The sequence below is a fragment of the Lysinibacillus fusiformis genome (assembly GCF_016925635.1).
Classification (GTDB): domain Bacteria; phylum Bacillota; class Bacilli; order Bacillales_A; family Planococcaceae; genus Lysinibacillus; species Lysinibacillus fusiformis_F.
This window is the reverse complement of record NZ_CP070490.1, coordinates 1,479,434-1,503,669: the sequence shown is the minus strand read 5'-3', so window position 1 is coordinate 1,503,669 and position 24,236 is coordinate 1,479,434. Positions and strand designations below refer to the sequence as shown.

Sequence of the window (24,236 nt, the reverse complement as noted above, 5' to 3'; positions counted from 1 at the left end):
TTTCACAGCTTGAAAATCTAATTCTCAATGTGACTTGTAAATCTGTAAAAATAATTACATTAATAGAAATCCTGTGTTTACTATGCAGGATTTTTTTTATTATTGCGCAACAACAAACTGGTTGGGCTGCGGCAACAATCTCTTGATAAGCCATAAGTTAACAATTCAAGATGTGCCTTCTAGTGGATGTGTACAACGTTTTAGATAAAAAACCCATTAGATAAACAGATGATTTGTTTATCTAATGGGGAAGATATTAGCCAATCACTTATGTGTAGCTACAGCTTTATTCTTTTGTTGTAACGCTTCGTTTTTTTCAGCGAAGCGGTCATTGTGAGAAGAAACGCCTGCCATTTTTGATTCAGTAGGGTCGATGTACAATTTGGCGCTATTGACAGCAAGGACAGCATCATTAAATGCGCCTGCTATCAGTCTTATTTTCCCTTCATTCGTTACAATATCACCTGCGCCAAAGATGCCTGACATGCTTGTGCACATTTTTGGTGTAACGGAAATGCCCCATTCTTCAGTGGCTAAGCCCCAATCCATAATGGCGCCACCAAAGTGTCGGTCAAACCCATGATTAACAAGTACTTCGTCTACTTCAATCTTTGTCGTATCATTTGAATCAACATGCTGTAATGTAACATGTTCGATTTTATTGCCATTGCCATGTAAACGCGAAACCGTATAAGGAACATAGGTTGTTGCTATAGATTTCATGCGTGTTACAGACGATTCAAAGGCACTAAAGTCATCCCGTCTATGAACGACGTATACTTCTTTGGCGATAGGAGCCATTTCAATAGCCCAATCTACAGCTGAGTCACCTCCACCAGAAATGAGTACACGTTTATCTTTAAACCTATTGATGTTCGTTACCGTATAGTGAAGGTTGTTTAGTTCATAACGGTCAGCGCCTTCAACTGTTAATTTCTGAATGCGTGTGATACCGCGTCCTGTAGCTAAAATAATCGTTTTCGAATAATGCTTCTCGCCTGTTTTAGCTGTTAAGACGAAAATGCCATCATCTCGTTTTTCCATGCCAACAACTTCTTGACCAAATACGATTGTCGGATTAAATGTCATAGCTTGCTTGATTAAGGAGTGAATAATATCTTCACAGCGAACAGGCTCAATGCCACCAACATCCCAGACTAGCTTCTCAGGATAGGTGCGCATAAACCCTCCTAATTCCTGTTTTACTTCGATAATTTTTGTTTTCATTTCACGCATGCCACTGTAAAAGGCAGCATACATGCCAGCTGGCCCACCACCGATAATAATTACATCATAAATTTCTTGCTTCATTTAAGGCACCAACTTTTCAACTAAATAATCAAGGAATAGTGGAGAGCCAATTAGACCTTCACCTACAACATAATCTGCTGTTTTTAATGGGTAAACCTTGCCTGCTTTCACAGCATCCATAGCTTGCCACATTGGGCTATTCTCTAAATCTTTCATGGATTGTTCACTACTATAATTTTGCATTTGACGTTGTTCGACAAAAATATGATCTGCGTCAAGTTCAGGAAGAACTTCTAAGGAAATAGGCGTGAACCACTCATTATTATCTTTCAACATAGTTGGAATATTTAATCCAAGTTGTGTGTATAGCATGTCACTACCAGGGCTACCCTTTTCAGTGCCTAGCACACGATATTGATTTTGTTCTACACGTAATACGAGAATTTTTTCGTCACCTATAGCATTCTGTAGCTTTTCTTTGGTTTCTTCTATTTTTTTCCTAAATTTTTCGAGAGCAAGTGTAGCTTCTTTCTCTTTATTGAACAGTTCACCAAGAACAGGAACATATTCATCTATTGCAACGCCTGCTTCAACAGCAACAGTAGGGGCAATTTTACTTAAAGCTTCGTATTTTTTAGCATCAATCGCTGCACCTTGAGCAATAATGACATCTGGTGCTGCTTCAAGAATAACTTCTAAATTCTCCTCATATTGCACAGTCGGAATGATTTTAACATTGTTGTCATTGAATAATTTGAAGCGATACGCAGGTTCAATTTCTTCAACGACTGTCACCATTTGAGGCATTACACCAATTTCAATTAAGTTTTCAGCATAGTTAGAGTTAAGGACTAACATATTTTTAGGTTCGGTAGGGATCGTGACATCACCGTAGGCATCTTTCACAACACGTGTTGTAGGCTCGCTTTTTTCTTCTTGCTCCTTTGCCTCATTTCCGCTCTCTTTGTTAGTGCTTGCGCAAGCCACTAATGTTAAAGCAACTAACATAAAAAGTATATATTGCATCGTTTTTTTCATTGATTAAAGCTCCTTTTTTATTTGATAATGATTATCACTATCAAATAATAACAGGTAATGAGAGCGTCTAATATAGCATAAAGTGCCTTAAAAATTGGATTATTGTGTTTTAGGGTAAACAGCTAAAATTGATTGTTCAATCTGTTGCATAATTTTCCTTTTGCCAAATACACTGCAATTGTTAATCCATAAACCAGTATCCACATAAAAAACACGCTTCTTTTTCACAGCATCTAAAGTTGCCCATTGCTCACTTTTTTGTAGAGTAGCTAAGCTAAGGTCTGCAGTATAATAATCCATTATGCGCTTTTCAATAAACAAATAGGTAGGATTGGCTGCCACTAATTGTTGTAAAGAACATGTGTTGAAACTATTTTCATTTGCACGCAATATGTCAGGCATTTGTAGGCCAAGTTCCTGATATAAAAGGATAGCCGAGTCACTAGAAGACTCACCGAAATAGCGATAACCCAACTCCTCCACCCGTAAGTAAAGTACAGTAGCATCCTTTGCAATATGCTGTTGTATTTTATTTTTTAGAACCTCTACATGTGTCGCAAGTTCCCGAATGATTTGTATAGCTTCCTTCTCTTTATGAAACAATTCACCAAAATAACGAATGAGTGATTTTAAATCATAAGGTAGCCCAGTGATAACAGGGGCGATCGTTTGGAAGTGTTGTTTGGTCTCTTCCGTTAAGTCGACACCGATAATTAAATCGGGTTGTTGCTGGACAATGGTGTCTTGTTGAATCACATATTGTGGCATTTCTAAAATGGTTGTACCAACTTCATGAAAAAGCATCTTTTGATATGTTGGCGTTAGGGAGCTAGTCACAGTAACACAATGAGGTGCAACACCTAATGCAATCGCAACTTCTGCGTGTGCAGGTGAGAGAAAGCAAACACGATAATCACCAATGGTCTTTTTGAATTGCTTAGGTGGGCGACCAACAATGCGTTTAAACTGTCGACTAAAGTTTTGCACATCATCAAAGCCAACTTTCTTTGCGATGTTTTGTGATAAATCATCTGTTGTTAATAGCATTTCTTGTGCACGGAAAATACGATAGCTAATTAAATAAGCGATCGGTGTTTTATCATATAACTCAATGAACTTTCTCGAATAATACCATGGGCTGTATCCAGCAATAGCTGCTAGTTCATCTCTTGTCATCATTTGATTATATTTATTTTGCATATAAACGACAGTCTGTTCAATTCTTTGCTCAAGTGTGTATTCATCTGTTGGTCGCTCCTGTTGTAATTCCTTCAGCAAGCTGTATAAAATAAATTGTTTAATGGCGATAGGGAGAGGGTCTCTGTTTTTAGCGAGCGACATGCGAATATCTGCGATGACCGTTTCAGGCACTCGTTGAATGGAGTAACCATTCATTGTATCGATAGACCAATTACAGATTGATTTCATTTCTATATCATACAGATCAAAGCTAATTAAATAGCCTGAAAAGTCAAGACGGTTTGTATTTGTAAGTTGGATAACCGCACCACTATCAAGGGCAATTAAATGCCCAAATACAATATGTTCATTGTGCCCATTAATGGATAGAGTGGTTTGGCCATCCGTAATCAATAACAGAGCCGCACTATCAAGATGTATCGTTGATTTTTGAAATAATGATTTGGCTAAATCTTTTATTTCTGTGCAATGTGCCAGCCAATTAGGATTAGAATCAAGCATTTTTATACTCCTTTAATTCGTTGTGATAAAAGTATACTACGGAATATCACTGCAGCAGCATAAAAGCGGCAAGTCATTACAGAACGTTGAAATGTATAAAAACCTCCCTATGAAAAGGGAGGTTTCTAATAAAGCGAATATATGGGAATAAGAAATCTTAAACTCACCTTAAGATATATGGATAGGTTTGAGTTTTTTAAGCTTTTAGTGATGAGGTTATAATACTGTTCTAACAGGTTTGTTTGAAGAGTATGTGCAAGGTTGTCACATACCTTGATTGTATGAGTAACTCTATAAACCCTATTTAACTCTATAATAACCTCTGTAAAAAACAGCGCTTTTCGGTTTAATGGCAATTAAAAATGAATTAATGATATCTGAAGCGGAAATGACTGCGTTAATCCAGCTTACAAATACTATGATTGGTTTGATATTACTTGGTACATATAAGGCCATAGTGGCAGGGATTACTGATAATACAATAAAGGGTAAGCTCATAAAGAACCAAAATCTCGATTTGGATAAGACTGCGTTGGTATTTAGCCAAAAAAATCCACTGAAAGTTAAGCTAATATCGCCTTTTTTGTTTATGGTAACAATATGTATATACTCATGAATGATGAAAACTATAATACCGATTATAATGAGAGAAAAATTATTAATATAAGTGAAATGTGTTTCAAAGAAAAAGGGCATCAAAAAAATGATAAACTGAAGTAGATAGACAAACTTCATATAATGTTTACGATACCAATTATTCTGTATGAAAGGAGTCCAATCTGATAAATCCATATCTATCTGTGGTAAGTGTCGAAACCAAAATATGATAAGTATTACCTCCTTAATTAAACCAATTCATCTCAATGATTTTAACATAAAATTCCATGAAAAAATCAGGGGATTTGTATAATTAGCTCGATAAAGATAAATGCACCTATTTAGTGATCAGGTATACTTTAATCATTAGGGGCGTTAGTTCAAATAAAACATTGTTATCTTTCTATATGAAACCTTCTACTGATTTAGGTGGAAGGCTTTTATAAATTCAAAAATCCCTTTGAATTATAGTATAATCAAGAAATTAAGCTGGATTCAAACTAGGCTTTTCACTGATATTTTAGTAAGTTCTTTAGATTTTTCTAATTAAAACAATCATAACAGTCAAATTACCATGAACTGCGTCTGTTATATTCTCTTAAATGCAGCAACAAAGGGATTTAATCCTTTTAGTTAAGCACAATGGTATATTCTTAATAAAAGTAGGGTGAAAATTAATAATAATGAATTACACTAGTTGAAAAGGGTTAAGTATATTGAACAAAAAAAAGATTCCATTACAAACAAAAATATTGGGACTAATTAGCACGTTAATTCTTTTTATTGTTTTTCTTCTCGCCAGCATATTTGCTTATTTGCAATATGTAGATGCTAGGACTCAAGTTAAACAATTGGCATTGCAATCGGCTATGACTATCTCGCTTATGCCAGAACTGAAAGAATCCATTGAAAAAAGTGATTTAGAGCTACGTTTTCGCCCAATTGCTGATCAAGTAATAGATCAGGTAAATGCAGAAAATATTATTATTGAAGATCGGGAGAAGATTATTTATTCGCATCAAGACCCAAGTCAAGTTGGTCAGAAGAATTTTGATCATACAAATAATTATGGGTTAATATTTGGCGGTTCTAATAATTTTGAAGTGGAACGAGAGAGTGGTTCTGTTTTAATAGGGAAGGTTCCGATCATTGCAGACAATGGAGAGTACACTCGTGTAATTGGAACTGTAGCAGTTGAATACGCGGAAAAAGACATCTATCAAAATATTTACAAACGAATTAAATCCATTCTCATTGCATCTCTGATTGTTTTAATTTTAGGAATCATTGGTGGTATTTTTTTAACCAAAAGTATTAGAAAAGATACGATGGGGCTGGAACCGCATGAAATCTCCTCATTATATAGAGAAAGAAGTGCCATTCTATTATCAGTCAAGGAAGGAATCATTGCAGTCGATCAAAATGGATTCTTAACTTTAATCAATCATTCTGCAAGGTCAATGTTGAACCTCATGGATGAATCCTTGATGGGTCAACATATCCAATATGTCTCACCAACAATTAATATCGATCATGTATTACAGAAAGGTAAGCCCATTCATAATGTAGAGATATTAATTAATGATAAAGTATTTATTTTCAATTTTATTCCAATCATCGAAAATGAACAGATTGTAGGTGTAGTTTCGAGTTTTCGTGATAAAACGGAGCTTAAAAAGCTTATTGATACGATCACAGAGGTTCGTGAATATTCAGAGGGACTTCGTGCGCAAACGCATGAGTACTCTAATAAACTTTATTTATTATCAGGGTTAATCCAACTAGAGAGATATCAGGATGCATTTGAATTTATTCAAAAAGAGTCAGCTAATCATCAGCACCAGAACCAAATACTATTCAATCAAATTCATGATATAAATGTTCAAGCTATATTATTAGGGAAACTGGGCAATGCATCGGAAAAGAAAATTGCCTTTGAAATTGATCCCGATAGTTATGTAGATATCTTACCAAATCACATTGAAATCACGGATATCATTACAATCATTGGAAACCTTATTGATAATGCATTTGATGCCGTAGCCGATCAAAAAGAGAGAACGGTGAATTTTTCAATTACAGGAATTGGGAATGACATCATTATTGAAGTAGCAGATAACGGCAAGGGAATTGCTGAAGACATGTTAGATTCTATATTTGATTTACGTAGTTCATCTAAAGGAGAAAATAGAGGGTACGGATTATTTAATGTTAAACAAATTGTAGAATCTTTAGGTGGAACAGTAGAAGTAAAAAATGACAAAAATGGTGGGGCCATTTTCACGGTATTCCTACCGAAAAAATGAAACTTACTCAGTGAGATTATCTATAGTTCTACTGATGTTGAAATTGGGGGTTTACTCCCATCTAAGTCGGTTGTCTAAATGCCAGTAAAGCAAGATAAAAGAAGGAGAGGGAACAATGATTAAGGTTGTCATTGCGGAAGATGATTTTCGTATTGCACAAGTGCAAGAACAGTTTTTGCAAAAGCTACCAGATGTAAGGGTCGTCCAGAAAGCATTGAATGCAAAGGAAACGATGGACATACTAGAGAAATACGAAGTTGACTTGCTTTTTTTGGATATTTATATGCCTGATGATCTTGGAACAAATTTATTAGCAAAGATACGGGATCATTATCCAACAATCGATATTATTATCGTGACTGCTGCAACGGAAAAATCGATGCTTGAGACGGCAGTCAGATATGGTGTCAGTAACTATTTGTTGAAGCCAGTGACAATGGAGAAATTTGTGGAAGCCGTTGAAGAATATAAAAAAAAGAAACGGCTACTAAGCCATCGTGATGAGGTGGATCAAACATTGATTGATCGATACTTTGGCGTCGCTAATCAATCATCTGCAACTCAAAAGGATTTACCCTCAGGTGTAGATCGTCATACTTTGGACAAAGTGACAAATGTAATGAAAGAACTGAAAAGCGGCATTTCCATTGAGGAAATGGGTGAACAAATTGGGGCATCTCGAACAACTGCAAGAAGGTATTTAGAGTTTCTCGTTTCAATAGATGTCTGTACGGCAAAACATGAATATGGAGTTGTTGGAAGGCCTGAGAGGAAATATTACTATAAAGAATAAAAAGGTTGACTCAAGAATAAGGACAAGGAATGAACAATGAGAAAAAAAATAATGAGTATTTTCGTGCTTGTTGTCATGCTTTGCTTGGGGTGTTCACAAGATGAGGGGCAAGAAGCGATAAAAGATACCGTAACAATCATTGCCCCAAGCTCTATTGGCGGAGGTTGGGATAAAACAGCAAGAGCCATACGGGACATTTTACGGAGTAACAACTTGATTGATGAGGACATTCATATACTGAATAAAATTGGTGCGGGTGGAGAGCTAGGGTGGAAATATACTAAACAGCAAAAGGATCATGTGCTAGCAATGAATTCAAGCCTACTCATTACCAATCATTTATTGGGGCAAAGTAAGTTAACCTATAAAGATTTTACACCGATTGCCACTTTGGCTACAGAATGGGATGTTGTAATTGTCTCGAAGGATTCAGAAATAAAAAGTGCAAAAGGTTTAATGGAAAAGCTGAAAGAAACACCCCAAGCCTATAAAATAGGTGTCTCCCCGAGATTAGGCAATGATGATCAAATTTCTTTTGTTTTAGCGAGTAAACAGGCTGGAGTACGCCCTGAAAAACTAGATTTTTTAGTGTATGAAAATAGTGGACAAGTAGTTGAGGCATTATTAAAAAAGCAAATAGATGTGGCAACGATGACTTTATCCGAGGCTAAAAAATATTATGATTTGAATCAAGTACAATTGCTCGTCATTTCATCAGAGAAACGATTAAAGGAGCTCCCCGAAATTCCTACATGGACAGATGAAGGAATAGAGGTAGTTTTTAAACATTGGCGCGGTATTATGGGACCTCCTAATATGTCAAAAAAGGAAATCGAATTTTGGGAGATGACATTTGCAAAAATGGTCAAAACCGAAGAATGGAAACATATTTTGCAAAAATATATGTGGGAAGATTTTTATATGAACAGTAGTGAAACCTCTAGATTTCTTGATGAAGAAAATAAGAAATATGAGAAATTATTGGAGATTTACTAAGTAGATTTATTCTTATTATGCACAGTAATATATTTGCTTTATTAGGTTGACTATTGAGACCTATGTGTTTGCTTTTTTACCGTTTCATACAGATGGTAGAGAGAATACATAGTCCAAGGTTAGCCTCTTTTTTTTGCACATCTAAAGTAGACGGTACATGAATCGAATGCTTTTTCGTGAACAAAATGTACGAAATAGCTATAAAGAAATTAATAAACATTAATTTGTAAACGATTACATTTGCTCATTGTTATTTTATTATTAGGTGTAATATTCGGAAAATTAATTATTTATCAAATTGATAAATAATTTTGAGGAGCAATTGGGGGGAGTATTATGCTAGCAATTTTAGGCTTTTTAATGATAATAGTCTTTATGATTTTGATTATGACTGGCCGTCTTACAGCAATGATTGCATTAATTGTAGTTCCAATTACGTTTGCAGTTATTGGCGGATTCGGAGGCGAGATGGGTCCTATGATGTTGGATGGGATTAAAAGTGTCGCTCCAACAGGGATTATGATTTTATTTGCCATTCTTTTCTTTGGTATTTTGATTGATGCTGGAGTCTTTGATCCAATCATTAAAACGATTCTTAGGTTAGTAAAGGGTGATCCTGTTAAAATTGCCATCGGAACAGCGGTATTAGCTCTTCTGATTTCTTTAGATGGTGATGGCACGACAACATACATGATTACTATTTCTGCCTTTCTACCGCTATATAAAAGAATTGGCATGCGACCAATTGTATTAGCAGGTATTGCCGTTTCAGCTTCAGGTGTGATGAACCTTCTACCTTGGGGAGGACCAACTGCAAGGGTTATGACCGCTTTGAATCTGGAAATGTCTGAGGTTTTTACACCAGTGATTCCCGCGATGATTGGCGGAGCTATCTTTGTTCTGTTCATGGCATTTACGTTCGGAAGACAGGAAAGAAAGCGGATTGGTATTATAGAATATGATTATGAAGCGGCAGCTCAGCCTGCTGCTACAGTCGAAGATGACTATTTGAAACGTCCAAAACTAATTATCTTTAACTATGCTCTGACAATCGTTCTTTTAGTAGCATTAATTATGGAGTTATTACCACCTGTTACATTATTCATGCTTGGTTTTGCGATTGCGATTACTGTAAACTATCCAAAATTGAAAGATCAAAAAGAACGTGTTGCGAATTATGCTGACAATGCATTATCTGTTGTTTCGATGGTTTTTGCAGCTGGGATATTTACAGGCATTCTTTCAGGTACATCGATGGTAGATGCGATGGCAAACTCAGTGATTCATTATATTCCAGATGAAATGGGTTCTCATTTTGCTGTTGTGACAGCCATCCTAAGCGCACCTTTTACATTCTTTATGTCAAATGATGCTTTTTACTATGGCGTACTGCCGTTACTTGCCAAGGCAGGAGCAGTATATGGCATCGACCCAGCCTTAATCGGTAGAGCTTCTCTTTTAGGAATGCCAGTACACCTACTAAGTCCGCTTGTTCCCTCTACGTATTTATTGGTAGGTATGGTTGGAGAGGACTTCGGCAAGCTACAACGTATCTTCTTAAAGTGGGCTTTCGGTTCTACGATTGTCATGATTATTGTCTGTGTAGTATTGGGGATCTTCCCCCTTTAAAAGCTATAGCACATGGGGTTACCTAGCGAAAAAATTTTATTTATAAGTGTAGAAGAAGCCTTATTTTAATGGGCTTCTTTTTTGTATTGCTATTGGGGTGCCAGCTATAAGATTTATAGAGTTGTTTCAGAAAAGGCACTTTAAAGCGTTTTTGTTCGTAAAAAGGACCATCCTAATATACGATAAAAAAGATTAAGAAATAGGATTATTAGTTCATGTTAGTTATAGATATTTGCCAATGGTGGATAGTTTGTTGAATAGGGGGTAAAAGCTATTCAGCAATCAAAAAGAAATGATTAAAATTAGGAGAAAGGTGGTATGAAATATGAAAATCCGTAAGATTGATCATGTGGGGATAATCGTAAATGATCTTCCTGCAGCGAAAGCATTTTTTCTTGACTTTGGCCTTGAGGTGCTAGGGGAAGGAAAAGTGGAAGGTGAATGGGTGAAAAGGATGGAGCGGGTAATAGGGCTTCAAGATGTTAAAGAGGACGTTGCAAAGTTGCGAACGTCAGATAGTGACGCAAATCTAGAAATAGTAATGTTGCGAACGCCAGACGGTGAGACGAATATTGAACTAGTAAAGTTTAACGCACCATCAAATGAAATAGGCATCCAGCATCCTTTAGCAAATACTCTAGGTATCCAGCATATTGCCTTCAATGTTGAAGATATTGAAGCCCTTGTTAGCAAATTGACAAAGAAGGGCGTAGAACTTGTTGGTGAAATCTATAACTACGAAAACGATTATAAATTATGCTATGTTCGCGGACCAGAAGGAATTATTTTGGAGCTGGCTGAAGAAATCAAATAGAATAACCAAACTTTTTTATAAAAAAGTTGAATGTTTATTAAGCCAACTATGCCGTTTATTAATGGATGTTGGAGCTACACACTGGGTTTGATGCTATTCAAGAGGGATATAGCTGTTGGATTCATCCAAGTTAGTGACTACTCAAAAAACAGATTTAAACCATTTGGAGAAATGTCACGTTGGCTTGCAGATGCCCATGCTAATGCTGAGTATCACAAAGCTATTGAAGAACCTCTCTTGCTGCTCGATCTAAGGTTCAAGAAAGTGTTGGGCAAATTGTAATAACATTGTTGAACCTTCTGCAACTTTGAACTAATCAACAGGTCCAATTATTATATGGGAAGGTCTTTTTGGATAATAATATGGAAAGCTTGGAAGATGAAGAAGTAGTTCAGTATGTTGATGGAATAGATGAGCAAATAATGTTTGTTATTTATCGATTATAGTCTTTTTTTATTCATATGGATTGTATTTCCAGCCTTATTGTCCTATATAGCTAGTATTTATAAATAATAAAGTTCTATATTACTTAAGAAATATTCTTAAAATCATATTTAAGGTAAGCATCACCTTAAATATGATTTTTTTAGTTACTTATTGAATTACATATCAGGCTCTTTCTCAGAAAACTCTTGAAGCATTTTTTTTATATCTCTAACTAAAGGTTGAGGTGCTTTTCTTACGGAACCTGTATCAAATGGTGGCTGTGGATCATATTCCAGTATTAATTGAACTCCTTTACTAAGACCGTCACTAAATTCCCAAGCAACTATTTGTAGAGCCATATCAATACCAGAAGAGACTCCAGCTGCCGTTACCATTTTATCTTGACGAACAACTCTTTCTTCAGTTGGAATAGTTCCAAGCGATTGCAGGATGTCAAAGGAACCCCAGTGACTAGTTGCTTTCATTCCATTTAATAGACTAGCAGCACTTAAAATAAGAGAACCATTGCAAACGGATGTAGTCCACTTAGTTGTTTGGTGTATGTTACGAATCCAGTTTAGTGTTATTTCATCATTCATTGGATTTTTGTAGTTAGGGGGACTACAGCCAGGTACAACAAGTATATCTGTAGAACTAATGTCAGAAAAGCTATAGTCTGCATGCAAATAGCCCATCTTTGAATCTAGTTTAATCAGTCCTTTATCTTTAGCAACAAATTTCACATGACATTGCTGTGTAGCAGCAAACACTTCGTATGGACCAATAGCGTCTAAAGCTGTAATGCCGTCGTAAAGTAAAATTGCAATTTCCAACATCATCTCTCCTTTAAGTAACATTAATATTCTTACGGACCGGACTGTCCGGTCCGTAAGAATATCTTATATGCAAATAAATTTGATTTCAACAAAATAATTCTTACATTTTAGTGAAAACCAAGAGGTATTATATTTTAAACCTCTTGGCTCTTTGATGCGTATTGCTGTAAAAGGTATTTTATTTGTTCAATGCTGTGATTTATATGATCATTATTTAAAGCTAAACGACTAGACATCACAGCACCCTCTAACGTAGAGAATAAAAAAGAAGCTAGGGAATAAGAATTTATATTTTGGTTGAATTCTTTTGAATGAATACCTTCTTCAATAATTGATTGTAAAAAAAGTAGGGTTTCATTATGTGTGTTAGCAGCTATCTCATGTAACTCTGGGAATCCATCATCACTTTCAATAGCAGTATTCAGTAGTGGGCAACCACCGTCTACAGGAGGGGTATGAACAGCATCATGATAAACTTCAAACATAGCAATTATTTTATCTGTCGCTGTATATTTAGATTTTATTGCTTCAAAATAATGATGCCAAATAATACTCATAGAATATTTGAAGGAAGCAATGGCAATGTCATTTTTATTTTCAAAACGTCTATAAATGGCACCCTTTGGTAATGCTGTGGCATTCATAATATCTTGAATAGATGTTTGATTGTAACCTTTTTTATTAAATAATTTTAGAGAAGTTTGGATAATAAGGTCGCGTATTGGATCTTCTTTATTCATTGAATTACCTCCATTTTGAATAATGATAGAATCAGTATAGCACAATGATTTTACTCACATTCTGAAGCGAGGCGATTCTTCAAACGATACGAATTGCCATCAATTGCGTAAGTTGTAGGGGAATGTGTGTATACTTGAATTACTATCATTTACCTTTTGTTAGTATTGTATTATTCATAAGTGATAGGAGGGATTGTTGTTTTACAGTGTCTTCTAATGACTATGTTATACATATGAAATGAACAATTCTAGTAATGATAAATTTACTAATTTCCCCATCTGTCAATTTCAACATTGCTGAGTGGAGATAATAAAGCTTTTTAGGTTAATTTCAATAAATGAGTAATTTACATCTGTTTGCTTATAAATGAAATAAGTGATCAGATGTTTTTTTGGGCGATAACTATTGACATTTATCCAAATAAATCGTTGCGTTTTTTCCATTGTTTACGCTTTTTATACCAACTATAATAATGCTGTAAATGATAATCATTTTCAATTAAAAGAAAGAAGGAAAGGGGCAATAATTGTGAAGAAACATCGTGAAAAGCGAAATATACTATGGGGAGGGAGTTTCCTCCTGTTATTGATGTTGATATTATCGGCATGCAGTTCTAATGGCAACGCATCTGATGTGAAGGAAAAGGAAAACGAGAAAACAGCTCAATCTGATGTGCAAGCAGAGGAAAGTGAGACAACAGTTCAATATACAACGATTACAGGCGAACAGGTTGAAATACCTGCAGATCCAAAACGAGTGGTTTATATTGGTCAGACGACGGGTGATTTCTTAGCGATGGATATTCCCCTTGTTGGTAATAATCTTCCTCAAGATCCTGCTAGTTACTATGGAGATAAACTTGAAGGCATCGTTGATATTGGAAATCCTGCTAGCTTAGAGACGATTCTGACTTTAAAACCTGATCTGATTATTAATGGTTATTACAAGGCGGATCCAAATCTTAACGAAGAATTGTCAAAAATCGCTACTACGATTCCCTTCAACCCAGCTCTTCCTTATGCAGAACGTATAAAGGAGATGGGGAATATATTGAGTAAACAGGAAGAAGTAACGAAAATTATTGCTAAGTTTGAAACACAGTCTAAAGAAATGTTTGATAAGCTTCAATTAGCAGAAGGGGAGACCGCAACAGTATTCTACCAGTTAGGTAAAATACTTTATGTTATGGGCGATCGTAACTTTGGTGCCATTATATATGGAGAAAACGGTTTTGCTGTCCCACCAGCTGTACAGAAGAATATTATTGATGTAGAAGGGGTATCTTTCCTTGAGGTTTCCGAAGAGGTACTTCCAGAGTTTTCTGGTGATCATTTGTTTGTAATTGTACAAGAGGATGAGGAAAGTGAAGCAGAAGCTGATCGACTGCTACAAAGCCCAGTATGGGGAACTTTGCCTGCAGTCAAAAAGGGAAATGTTTATGTTGTTCCTAATGAATGGAACACAGATAATTTATTAGCTTTGGAGCAATTGTATAAAAAGTTACCAAAATGGATGCACAAACAGTAAAAATTGTATTTGCCCAAGCAATTTTTTAAATCGTTTGTATTCTAAAATAGCACATACTCGAACAATAGTTGATAGAGGGTCATTATATGTTACAATAACGGTAATGAGAATCATTTTCAATGGTTGGAGAGTTGCTTATGAATCTAGCACCCCTATATATTAGGCTACAACAGTATGATCGATTTCAAATTGATCAGATCATGTCAGCCAGTAGCTACGATGAGGGAATAAATGGTAATGAAACAAATTTATGCACATTATTGATAGCACTCAGTCATGACATACGGCTGTATGTAGACAAAATGGCTATCGATCTACGACAAGGAAGCTGCATTCTAATTTTACCTGTACAAAGCTACACTGTAGAATCAAGTAACAAAGAGGCACAGTTTGTGCGTTTTACCTTTGAAACTTTTAAAGTAGAAGGAATGACTTTGAACCGGGTTGCCCATCCACCCTTGCTTTGTGGTTATCCCTATAATCTGTTATTTTCTCAAGTCAAGCAAGTATTAGGAAATGAAGCATGGATAAATAATCAACTTTGCTCCTCTCTATCCACATCAGAAATGGCGCTGATGCAAGGTAGACTTCAGCAGATACTAGCTATGATGGTCCAGTTAGATGAGCAAGCTAACCAGTTGCTGAACGAAGAAAAGATACAATTGGTTCAAAAAACTGTACAGTACATAGAGCAGCATTATGATGAGGACTTGACAGTAGAACAACTGGCTAACATGGCTGGAATGGTCAGATGGCAATATAGTCAAAAGTTTAAAACGTTGACTGGCAAAAAGCCGACTGATTATTTGACTCATTTACGTATAAATCAGGCAAAAGAACTTCTGCGTCATACCACCGATCCATTGAGCAAAATAGCTCGACAAATTGGGTTTAAAGATGAATACTATTTCAGTCGGTGCTTTCATAAATTAACTGGAAGCACCCCACGTGAATATGCAAATATTCATCTTCATACGCCAGAAAGAACAGTTATCGATTCACTGGGCAGAAAGGTTCTTGTTCCTACAGGTGCAACACGTATTGTGACTGATGGAAAATTTACACTTGGGGAATTACTCGTTCTAGGCATAGCCCCTATAGGAGCAGCCATCTCTATCATGAGAGATAATGTGGTTTATCACAATAAGTTGCGAAATATTCATAGTATCGGGGATTGGGTAGATCCAGATAAAATAGCACAGCTGCAGCCGGAGTTCATATTGCTTAGCTATTATCCGCAAGACTTGCAGGAACTGGATGCGCTTGCTCCAACTGTTGTACTGGATAAGAAGTATAGACTGTTCGAGCGGTTACGGTATATCGCTAAACTAGTTGAACGGAGTAAAGCGGCGGAAAAGTGGATTACTACATATGAAGACAAAGTAAGGCTAGTACGTAGGCAATTAGCAGATGCTTATGTTGCTGGAGAGACGGCTACTGTTTATCTCAAGTTTGGTGCAAAATTTTATGTTATGTGTCAGACCGGATTGGCTGCCAGCTTGTATGAATCGCTTGGCTTTCGTCCGACTCCCAAAGTGATGCACCTAATTGAGCAAGGACAAGCATGGATAGAAATTCAGCAGCATCAAATAAATCACTATGCTGGAGAACGTAATTTTATCTTGGCTTCTCCCCAAGAATTACGAACTATTACTCACTGTCCACAGATCGCCACTTTAGCCGAGTTAACTCCCGGTAAGACTCATTTCGTAGATTTTTCATGGAATCATTGTGATCCTATCACACGTGAACGGTTGTTAGAGGTGCTACCATCTATTTTTAAGAAGAAAATTATTTGACTAGCAGAAAAAATAAAATCGCTCGATCCATTAGCTATGGGTCGAGTTTTTTTCCATTAATATTCAAATAGCGTACAAATAAACTAGTACAGAAAATATAATTTTACTAGATAAAAAAGCTTGCTTAAAAATATCCTAGTATAAAATCTTTAAAGTTTATATGAAATTTCTGGTATAATTACATATATCTATGTTTATTCTAAGGAGTGATTTTGTGAAAAAACTATTTATCATAACAAGTTACTTAGGGTTTTTTATATTAGGAGGTTTGACTTTTACGTACTTCTCCACTACGGAAGCAGCAAGTGACATGAAAAAGATCAGCGTGTTTCAGGATCCAATCAATTACTATGTAGATAAGGTTGAAAAAGTCCCACCAGAAGGTCAATCTGGATTTAATTATCAAGGCACGATTTATGTCCCAATGCGTTTCGTCGCGGAATCTTTAGGTGAAAAGGTAACGTGGGATGGTAAAACAAAATCGGTTTATATTGGTGATGTTCCTCAATTTACCTCTTTAAAAGATGTAAAACCTATTGGGGGTGATGAAGACCACTTCTTCCATAACCCAAGTTCTATCGTTATTAGTACAGGTGAAAAGTTCGAGCGGTCCTATCAACTTGGTGGTTATCATGGGGGAGGCGCTGTTCAAGACCATACAGTGGAATACTTAGCCAATGGAAATTACAAGGGATTTGAAACCAATTTGGCACCAATTAAAAAATTATCAGCTAACTCTTTCGGAATAGGTTTCTTGAAAATTTATGCAGATGGTAAATTGGTTTATGATAGTGGAGCAATCAAAGATAAGGTAAAGGTTCATGTTAATTTAGATGGAGTTTCAAAAGTGAAATTTGAACTTGAAGGTAGTGGTTTAGGTATATTAGATCCTAAATTTGTTCAATAATCCCTCATACTATTAAACAAAAAGACGATGACAGCATAATTTGTCATCGTCTTCTTAGTGTTGAAAAACAAAATAGTCAATTGAAAGGTAGAAATGGATTTCCGTTGCAGGCTACTTGCTTTCCTGTGGGCGAGCGCCGAGCCGCTTCCTCCGCTACCGCTCCGTTTAGGGGCTCGCCTGTCTCGCTATCCCACGGGAGTCAAGTAGCCTTCCACTCCAATCCACTGACTTTTTAGCAAAGGTTTTCGAATAAAGGGAAGGTCTTCACTACTCTTTATGAAGAGGTGTTGTCATTCATCACTTCTCTACATTGAAAATAAAAGTCTATCCTTTTTTTAATAATACAAATCAGGGGGCTATTTTGATCGCTACCGCTAGTATGAAAAATAAGGAAAAGATACTTTGCAGCATGGTTGATTGGAGTGGAGCCAGCGTTACTCTTCGGGGATTTAGCGTCACAGAGGAGACCCTGGAGCGGACGCTAGTGAGTGAAGCGGCTCATCGGACACCCCCTGGAAAGGACGCTGGCGGAACGGAAATCAACCCCTCACCTTGCAAAGTTGCTTTTTCTGCCGTTGACATCATCTTTTTTCAACAACATAAAGACGATGACATCATAATTTGTCATCGTTTTATTAAATTTAACCTCTTCATAATTATTTCAAGATAGGTTAATGCCAATACATACTTGTCAATATTTTCACTTTTAAGTATAAAATAGTTGGATTTTATATGGTATAATTTCAAACGATACTGATACATATAATAGGAAAAGGGAGAGAAAAGAATTTGATGAAAAAGATGATGAAACGAACGAGTGCGGCGTTGCTTGGTGCCTCATTGATGCTGACGACAGTTGTACCTGTGATTCATGCAGAAGAGCAAACACCACCCCTAGTACCATCGATTAGCGAATGGGCGATAGAAACATTAAATGAGGGCGAAAAATACGGAATTTACTCAACTGAATGGTATTTTGATGGCTTCCTTCAAGAAATTTCAGTGGATAAAGTAAATGAACTTCTAGCTTTAACGGAAAAGAAAGTTGCTTCTCTTGGGTTAGCTGAAAATAAGCAATATAAACCAGTGAGTGTGAAAAACGATAACACACGTGGTGATATTGTGAAGCGCTTGTATAATATCGTCGCGCGCTATGATTTACCTGTTGGTACAGATGCTGTTCAATTTATGAAAGAGCATAACATATTACAAGGCTCTCCAAATGGACTGCAGTTAGAGAAAAAGGCAACGACTCAACAGGCTGTATTATTAGCTGTCCGTTTTATTCAGAGTACATATGCACTTGCAGAGCAAGGATCTAAGGGGGTAGCCTGGATAGTAGAGGATGAGGATACACTTGTCTACTTATTAGGTTCTATTCATCTAGGAACACCAGACTTATATCCATTCGATAAAAAACTAGTAACGGCGTTCGATGAATCGGATGCGCTGTTAGTAGAGGCAAATATCTTGGATACGGAAGCACCTGAATACTATTCAGAAAAAGCAATGTATACAGATGGCTCAACATTGAAAGATGCTGTTGCACCAGAAACATATGCGAAGCTTGAACAAGTGGCAAAGCTTTATGATCTTCCGATGGACCAGCTGACAGTGCAAAAGCCGTGGATGCTTTCTAGTGCATTATCAATGCTTGCAATGGACGATTCCTTTGGTATGACACCACAAGAGATGGCAATGCACGGTATTGATATATACTTTTTATTGAATGCACAGTTGCAGCAAAAGCCAGTGATTGAATTAGAAGGTACAAGAGCACAGGTTGATATGTTTGAAGCATTATCACCAGAGGCACAGGAGCAGTCATTAGTCGCTGTGTTGGATAGTATCATTAATCCATCTGAAGAGAATCAATCCGCAGTTCTTCAAGAGTGGTTTACAAGCTGGAAGCAAGGAAATGTTGAAGAGTTTGCAAAAAGCTTCCAAGCAATGGAAGGTACATCGTCTGAATTTAATGAAATGCTATTTGGTCTACGTGATGAACAAATGGCAAAGAAAATCATGAATGTATTGGAAGAAAAAGAAGGTAAGTACTTTGTTGTTGTTGGTTCAGGTCACTTCTTAATCGATAAAAATATTCGCTATCATTTGGAGAAAAACGGCTACAAGGTAAAGCCATTTTATCAATAATAATGAATTTCCCTCGTAAAAGGATAGATTAAATTCTATCTTTTACGAGGTTTTTTTATGCATGTAAGACAATAATGATCATTTGACGCTAACAATCTAAATAATCGGATTATTGTTGCAACGAAAAAAAAATCATGTTAGTATTAGTAAAACGTTTTACTAAAACGTTTTACTTGTGAAGGGGATGAAAATATTGAGAAATAAACGAATTGCAACGATTGGGGATGCAATGGTCGTTTTTAATCCATCTAAGACAGGTCCTCTACGTTTCGTTCCTTCCTTTGAGCGAGCTGTGGGTGGTGCAGAATTAAATTTTGCGATAGGTGTTACACGTTTAGATATGGAAGCAAAATGGATTAGTTGTATTGGAGACGATGAATTTGGCAAGTTAATTTATAACTTTGCGCGTGGTGAAGGAATCGATGTATCACATGTCTTACGAACACCACATATTCCAACGTCTATCTACTTCAAGGAAATTCGGGAAGACGGTGCAGGTAAATCGTTTTATTACCGCAACCCATCACCATTACTTGAGCTGACAGAAGACCGTATAGATGAGTCAGTACTTGATGATGTGGACTTATTACATATTAGTGGCGTGTATTTAGCGGTATGTGAACATAACATTCAAGTTGCATTGAAATTGATTGCTTTAGCCAAAGTAAAAAATATTCCTATATCCTTTGATCCAAATTTACGTTTAAAACTATGGTCTATCGAAGATGCCCGAGCGGTATACGAAAAAGTGTACCCATCTATCAATCTTCTTTTAACAGGACAGGATGAATTTGAACTTTTATTTGAAGGGCGTACAGTTAAAGACGTTCAAGAGAGTTATAAAATAGATGAAATTATTGTGAAAAAAGGCGAACAAGGCGCCACGGTTTATACAGCTAATGAACAGTATGAACGAGAAGCCTTTTCCATTCGTGCCATTGATACAGTTGGAGCAGGGGATGCATTTGATGCAGCCTATGTCTATAGCTATTTAAATGGTGATGATATCGTAGAACGCCTCCGTTTGGCCAATGGGGCAGGAGCATTGGTAGCAACGATTAAAGGAGATAATGAAGGGCTCCCATCCTTGCAAGAATTAAGGCAATTTATCGGCGATGAAAAACTAATTGAGCGTTAGGAGTTGTCAGGAATGCAAAAAATCGAAATTTTGAAAGCGTTGTCAGATGCAAAAGTTGTAGCGGTCATTCGCGGAAATTCACCTGAAGAAGCGACAGAAATTTCAAAAGGGGCAATTACAGGTGGCATTCGAGCAATTGAAATAACGTATACAACACCTTTTGTTGAAGAAACCTTTAAAGCATTACGTCATAGCGATGCAATAATTGGAGCTGGGACAGTATTGGATGTTGAAACTGCACGCCACGCGATTTTAAATGGTGCAAAGTTTGTTGTTAGTCCGAGCTACAACGCTGCAATTGCAAAGCTTTGCAATCGCTATAGCATACCATATTTACCAGGCTGTATGACCATTACAGAGATGGTGACAGCACTTGAAGGTGGAAGTGACATTATTAAATTATTCCCAGGAAATCAATTTGAACCAAACTTTATTAAAACCGTTAAAGGGCCTCTGCCACATATCACAATTATGCCTACAGGCGGTGTTGGCTTGGCTAATATGAACGAGTGGTTAGAAGCAGGCGCAGTTGCAGTTGGGATTGGTAGTGATTTAAATAAAGCATTTGCAAAAGATGGATACGCAGGTGTAGTTGAACGTGCCAAAGCGTATATTGAAAATCTATCAAACTAGGAGGTAATGAAGTATGAATATGACGTTTAGATGGTATGGTCGTGGCAATGATACAGTGAAATTAGAAGATGTGAAACAAATACCGAATGTAAAAGGAATTGTTTGGGCACTTCATCATTTACCAGCAGGAGAAGTATGGACTAAAGAGGCCATTCAAGATGAAGTTGATTATATACAGTCTTTTGGATTCCATACAGATGTTGTAGAAAGCGTCAATGTCCATGAAGATATTAAATTAGGATTGCCGACACGTGATCAATATATTGAAAACTATAAACAATCTATTCGCAACCTAGGCGAAGTGGGTGTCAAAGTCATTTGCTATAACTTCATGCCGGTATTTGATTGGACACGTACAGACTTATTCCATCCATTAGAAGATGGCTCAACGGCTCTCTATTTTGATAAGGAAAAGGTCATGAATTTAGATCCACAAGAACTGGTGAATGAAGTAAGCGCTTCTTCGGATTTAACACTTCCAGGATGGGAACCAGAACGATTAGCCCGCCTTTCAGAATTATTTGAGCAGTACAAAGAAGTAGATGAAGCCAAACTTTGGGACAACTTAGCTTACTTCTTACAAGCCATTTTACCAGTTGCAGAAGAAGCAGGTATTCAAATGGCGATTCATCCAGATGATCCACCGTATTCTATCTTTGGCTTACCGCGCATTATTACAGGAGCAGAAAGCTATGAAAAATTAATTAAAATCTCTGATTCCATGGCGAATGGTTTTACGTTCTGCTCAGGTTCAATGGGAGCAGACCCACAAAATGATATGGTAGCCATCGCTGAAAAATATGCATATCGTGCTCCGTTTGCCCATATCCGCAATGTCAAGATTATGGAAAATGGTAGTTTCTTTGAAACATCGCATTTTACTTCGGATGGTTCAATCGATATTAAAAATATTGTACGCACATTAAATGACCAAAACTATGAAGGCTATGTACGTCCAGATCATGGTCGTCATATTTGGGGAGAACAATGTCGTCCAGGCTACGGCTTATATGATCGAGCACTTGGCATTATGTATTTAAATGGTCTTTGGAATGCTTATGAAAATCTAAAGAAATAGGTGACATGTATGAAAGCACTACAAGTAATCAAACCTTTTGAAATGGCTTTAATTGACGTAGCAGAACCAGTGATAACAGAGTCAACAGATGTCCTAGTTCAAACAGAATATGTTGGTATTTGTGGCTCAGACATGCATATTTATCATGGCTCGAATCCATTAGCGACATTGCCTCGTGTACCTGGGCATGAAGTTGTTGGACGTGTGTTAGAGGTTGGCCAAGAGGTACAAGGGTTAAAAGCTGGTGACAAAGTTGTTGTCGAACCGATTCGTTATTGTGGTGAGTGCTATGCTTGCCGTAAAGGACAACCAAATGTCTGCGAACAGCTTTCCGTTTTTGGTGTTCATGAAGATGGCGGTATGCGTGAGCGCTTTGTTGTTGCTGAAAAGCAATTGCATAAAGTAGCAGACCACACTCCTTTAGAAGAGGCAGTCTTAATCGAACCCTATACAATTGGTGCACAAGCAGTATATCGTGGTGAATTACAGGCTGGTGAGACACTCTTGATTCAAGGAGCAGGGCCGATTGGCATTTGTATTTTAAAGATGGCTAAATTAATGGATGCACGTGTGATGATTTCTGATTTGGATCCAGCTAAGCTCTCATTCGCAAAAGAACTTGGTGCGGATGAAGTTGTCAATGTAAAAGAACAAGATTTATTAGAGGCTGTTAATCAATGGACAGATGGAGTAGGTGTCAATGTATCTATTGATGCGGTCTGTATTCCACTAACATTTAAGCAATCTATTGATGCTGTTTCAGTTGCTGGAAGAGTGGTAGTCCTTAGCTTTGGAGAGGAAGCCATTGAGCTTGCCCCTCTACCAATCACAAAAAAGGAATTATCGATCAAAGGATCACGTTTACAAACATTCCAATTTGAAAACGTAGTGAAGCTTGTTGATGCTGGAAAGCTACAGCATCAAGGATTAATTACACATACTTTCTCATTACATGAAGCAAAAGCAGCCTTTGAATTTATAGAAAAAAACCCAAATGAAGTACGTAAAGTTATTTTAAAAGTAGGTGAGTAAGGTGCATCAAGCATTACAAAATAAAGTGGCTGTTGTAACAGGTGGTAGTGGTGTTCTTTGCTCAGAGATGGCGAAGGAATTGGCTAGGCAAGGTATGCGAGTTGCTATTTTAAATCGTACGGCGCAAAAAGGTGAAGCAGTCGTCCAATCGATTAAAGAAAATGGCGGAGAAGCAATTAATTTTTCTGTGGATGTTTTAAATAAAGAGTCATTAATAGCAGCGAGACAAGCAATATTACAGCAATATGGTCAAATTGATGTACTGATTAATGGAGCGGGCGGCAATCATCCAGATGCCATTACTGCTGATGAAGTATATAAAGAACAATCAACTACACCAAATTTCTTTGAATTAACGCCAAACGGTTTTGAAAGCGTATTCTCGAATAATTTTACAGGAACATTTTTAGCTGCCCAAGTTTTTGGCGAAGCATTGCTGAAAACGAAGGGGACGATAATCAATATTTCATCCATGAGCTCCTATGCTCCTATGACAAAAGTGCCTGCATATAGCGCGGCAAAGGCAGCGATTAATAACTTTACGCAATGGATGGCTGTGCATTTTGCAGAAGCAGGCTTACGTGTCAATGCCATTGCACCTGGATTTTTTATTACCGAACAAAACCGTAATCTATTGCTGACAGAAGATGGCTCACTAACAGCACGTTCAGAAAAAATCATTACAGCTACACCACAAAAACGTTTTGGAAAACCACAAGATTTATTAGGGACATTATTATTTTTAGCTGATGATACATACTCAGCATTTGTCACTGGCGTAACGATTCCTGTTGATGGTGGATTTATGGCATACTCAGGCGTTTAACAAAGGGGATCTATTTC

At 36.9% G+C, this 24,236-nt stretch carries 20 protein-coding genes; 14 read left to right on the top strand and 6 right to left on the bottom strand.

Going from position 1 to position 24,236, the window contains the following annotated elements:
- Nucleotides 1-264: 264 nt before the first annotated feature.
- The 4 genes from JTI58_RS07465 to JTI58_RS07450 form a co-directional block, all read right to left on the bottom strand.
- A complete protein-coding gene (locus JTI58_RS07465) occupies nucleotides 265-1,311 on the bottom strand; it encodes an NAD(P)/FAD-dependent oxidoreductase (protein WP_205446118.1) in 1,047 nt (348 codons plus the stop codon).
- Nucleotides 1,312-2,289, bottom strand: coding sequence for an ABC transporter substrate-binding protein (locus tag JTI58_RS07460; RefSeq protein ID WP_205446117.1), 978 nt, complete (start codon nucleotides 2,287-2,289; stop codon nucleotides 1,312-1,314).
- A gap of 99 nt (nucleotides 2,290-2,388) precedes the next feature.
- Entirely contained in the window at nucleotides 2,389-3,990 is a 1,602-nt protein-coding gene (locus JTI58_RS07455; RefSeq protein ID WP_205446116.1) for an AraC family transcriptional regulator, read from the bottom strand.
- 300 nt (nucleotides 3,991-4,290) lie between these two features.
- Nucleotides 4,291-4,824, bottom strand: a complete 534-nt coding sequence (locus JTI58_RS07450; RefSeq protein WP_243456409.1) for a DUF3267 domain-containing protein — start codon at nucleotides 4,822-4,824, stop codon at nucleotides 4,291-4,293.
- A 476-nt stretch (nucleotides 4,825-5,300) separates the two neighbouring features.
- Between JTI58_RS07450 and JTI58_RS07445 the strand changes: the two genes are divergently transcribed.
- The 5 genes from JTI58_RS07445 to JTI58_RS07425 all read left to right on the top strand — a co-directional run bounded on the left by JTI58_RS07445 (nucleotide 5,301) and on the right by JTI58_RS07425 (nucleotide 11,125).
- The gene (locus JTI58_RS07445) at nucleotides 5,301-6,893 is read left to right on the top strand and encodes an ATP-binding protein (RefSeq protein WP_205447186.1); all 1,593 of its coding nucleotides are present in this window, start codon (nucleotides 5,301-5,303) and stop codon (nucleotides 6,891-6,893) included.
- A 115-nt stretch (nucleotides 6,894-7,008) separates the two neighbouring features.
- A complete protein-coding gene (locus tag JTI58_RS07440; RefSeq protein WP_205446114.1) occupies nucleotides 7,009-7,686 on the top strand; it encodes a response regulator in 678 nt (225 codons plus the stop codon).
- A 51-nt stretch (nucleotides 7,687-7,737) separates the two neighbouring features.
- Nucleotides 7,738-8,682, top strand: coding sequence for a tripartite tricarboxylate transporter substrate binding protein (locus JTI58_RS07435; RefSeq protein WP_243456350.1), 945 nt, complete (start codon nucleotides 7,738-7,740; stop codon nucleotides 8,680-8,682).
- Nucleotides 8,683-9,018: 336 nt separating this feature from the next.
- Nucleotides 9,019-10,311: a CitMHS family transporter gene (locus tag JTI58_RS07430; protein WP_205446113.1), complete on the top strand. Its 1,293-nt coding sequence runs from the start codon at nucleotides 9,019-9,021 to the stop codon at nucleotides 10,309-10,311.
- Between the two features lie 325 nt (nucleotides 10,312-10,636).
- Nucleotides 10,637-11,125 carry a VOC family protein gene (locus JTI58_RS07425; protein WP_205446112.1) on the top strand — a complete coding sequence of 163 codons (489 nt, stop codon included), beginning with the start codon at nucleotides 10,637-10,639 and terminating at the stop codon, nucleotides 11,123-11,125.
- A 602-nt stretch (nucleotides 11,126-11,727) separates the two neighbouring features.
- Here JTI58_RS07425 and JTI58_RS07420 read toward each other — a convergent pair.
- Nucleotides 11,728-12,384, bottom strand: a complete 657-nt coding sequence (locus tag JTI58_RS07420) for a DJ-1/PfpI family protein (protein WP_205447182.1) — start codon at nucleotides 12,382-12,384, stop codon at nucleotides 11,728-11,730.
- Between the two features lie 137 nt (nucleotides 12,385-12,521).
- Nucleotides 12,522-13,127 (bottom strand): TetR/AcrR family transcriptional regulator, encoded by a 606-nt coding sequence (locus JTI58_RS07415; RefSeq protein ID WP_205446111.1) that lies wholly within the window; start codon nucleotides 13,125-13,127, stop codon nucleotides 12,522-12,524.
- A gap of 529 nt (nucleotides 13,128-13,656) precedes the next feature.
- On the opposite strand from JTI58_RS07415, the gene JTI58_RS07410 reads away from it, so the two are divergent.
- From JTI58_RS07410 to JTI58_RS07370, 9 genes are all read left to right on the top strand, one after another.
- Nucleotides 13,657-14,655, top strand: coding sequence for an ABC transporter substrate-binding protein (locus tag JTI58_RS07410; RefSeq protein WP_205446110.1), 999 nt, complete (start codon nucleotides 13,657-13,659; stop codon nucleotides 14,653-14,655).
- Nucleotides 14,656-14,792: 137 nt separating this feature from the next.
- A complete protein-coding gene (locus JTI58_RS07405) occupies nucleotides 14,793-16,454 on the top strand; it encodes an AraC family transcriptional regulator (RefSeq protein WP_205446109.1) in 1,662 nt (553 codons plus the stop codon).
- Nucleotides 16,455-16,668: 214 nt separating this feature from the next.
- Nucleotides 16,669-17,361 carry a stalk domain-containing protein gene (locus JTI58_RS07400; protein WP_205446108.1) on the top strand — a complete coding sequence of 231 codons (693 nt, stop codon included), beginning with the start codon at nucleotides 16,669-16,671 and terminating at the stop codon, nucleotides 17,359-17,361.
- A 792-nt stretch (nucleotides 17,362-18,153) separates the two neighbouring features.
- Nucleotides 18,154-19,512: a TraB/GumN family protein gene (locus JTI58_RS07395; RefSeq protein ID WP_243456408.1), complete on the top strand. Its 1,359-nt coding sequence runs from the start codon at nucleotides 18,154-18,156 to the stop codon at nucleotides 19,510-19,512.
- Nucleotides 19,513-19,696: 184 nt separating this feature from the next.
- Nucleotides 19,697-20,650: a sugar kinase gene (locus JTI58_RS07390; RefSeq protein WP_205446106.1), complete on the top strand. Its 954-nt coding sequence runs from the start codon at nucleotides 19,697-19,699 to the stop codon at nucleotides 20,648-20,650.
- Nucleotides 20,651-20,662: 12 nt separating this feature from the next.
- On the top strand, nucleotides 20,663-21,283 hold the full coding sequence (locus JTI58_RS07385) for a bifunctional 2-keto-4-hydroxyglutarate aldolase/2-keto-3-deoxy-6-phosphogluconate aldolase (RefSeq protein ID WP_205446105.1): 621 nt from the start codon (nucleotides 20,663-20,665) through the stop codon (nucleotides 21,281-21,283).
- A 13-nt stretch (nucleotides 21,284-21,296) separates the two neighbouring features.
- Nucleotides 21,297-22,361, top strand: a complete 1,065-nt coding sequence (uxuA, locus tag JTI58_RS07380; RefSeq protein ID WP_205446104.1) for a mannonate dehydratase — start codon at nucleotides 21,297-21,299, stop codon at nucleotides 22,359-22,361.
- Nucleotides 22,362-22,370: 9 nt separating this feature from the next.
- Nucleotides 22,371-23,393, top strand: coding sequence for a zinc-binding alcohol dehydrogenase family protein (locus JTI58_RS07375; RefSeq protein WP_205446103.1), 1,023 nt, complete (start codon nucleotides 22,371-22,373; stop codon nucleotides 23,391-23,393).
- Entirely contained in the window at nucleotides 23,386-24,219 is an 834-nt protein-coding gene (locus JTI58_RS07370) for an SDR family oxidoreductase (RefSeq protein ID WP_205446102.1), read from the top strand. Before JTI58_RS07375 ends, JTI58_RS07370 begins: the two co-directional genes overlap by 8 nt.
- Nucleotides 24,220-24,236: the final 17 nt, after the last annotated feature.

What these genes read in the sequence shown, in the direction of transcription:
- JTI58_RS07465 (WP_205446118.1), bottom strand. Translation starts at nt 1,311, where the DNA reads ATGAAGCAAGAAATTTATGATGTAATTATTATCGGTGGTGGGCCAGCT.
- JTI58_RS07430 (WP_205446113.1), top strand. Translation starts at nt 9,019, where the DNA reads ATGCTAGCAATTTTAGGCTTTTTAATGATAATAGTCTTTATGATTTTG.
- JTI58_RS07440 (WP_205446114.1), top strand. Translation starts at nt 7,009, where the DNA reads ATGATTAAGGTTGTCATTGCGGAAGATGATTTTCGTATTGCACAAGTG.
- JTI58_RS07375 (WP_205446103.1), top strand. Translation starts at nt 22,371, where the DNA reads ATGAAAGCACTACAAGTAATCAAACCTTTTGAAATGGCTTTAATTGAC.
- JTI58_RS07425 (WP_205446112.1), top strand. Translation starts at nt 10,637, where the DNA reads ATGAAAATCCGTAAGATTGATCATGTGGGGATAATCGTAAATGATCTT.
- JTI58_RS07415 (WP_205446111.1), bottom strand. Translation starts at nt 13,127, where the DNA reads ATGAATAAAGAAGATCCAATACGCGACCTTATTATCCAAACTTCTCTA.
- JTI58_RS07385 (WP_205446105.1), top strand. Translation starts at nt 20,663, where the DNA reads ATGCAAAAAATCGAAATTTTGAAAGCGTTGTCAGATGCAAAAGTTGTA.
- JTI58_RS07455 (WP_205446116.1), bottom strand. Translation starts at nt 3,990, where the DNA reads ATGCTTGATTCTAATCCTAATTGGCTGGCACATTGCACAGAAATAAAA.
- JTI58_RS07460 (WP_205446117.1), bottom strand. Translation starts at nt 2,289, where the DNA reads ATGAAAAAAACGATGCAATATATACTTTTTATGTTAGTTGCTTTAACA.
- JTI58_RS07435 (WP_243456350.1), top strand. Translation starts at nt 7,738, where the DNA reads ATGAGTATTTTCGTGCTTGTTGTCATGCTTTGCTTGGGGTGTTCACAA.
- JTI58_RS07395 (WP_243456408.1), top strand. Translation starts at nt 18,154, where the DNA reads ATGAAAAAGATGATGAAACGAACGAGTGCGGCGTTGCTTGGTGCCTCA.
- uxuA (WP_205446104.1), top strand. Translation starts at nt 21,297, where the DNA reads ATGAATATGACGTTTAGATGGTATGGTCGTGGCAATGATACAGTGAAA.
- JTI58_RS07390 (WP_205446106.1), top strand. Translation starts at nt 19,697, where the DNA reads ATGAAAATATTGAGAAATAAACGAATTGCAACGATTGGGGATGCAATG.
- JTI58_RS07405 (WP_205446109.1), top strand. Translation starts at nt 14,793, where the DNA reads ATGAATCTAGCACCCCTATATATTAGGCTACAACAGTATGATCGATTT.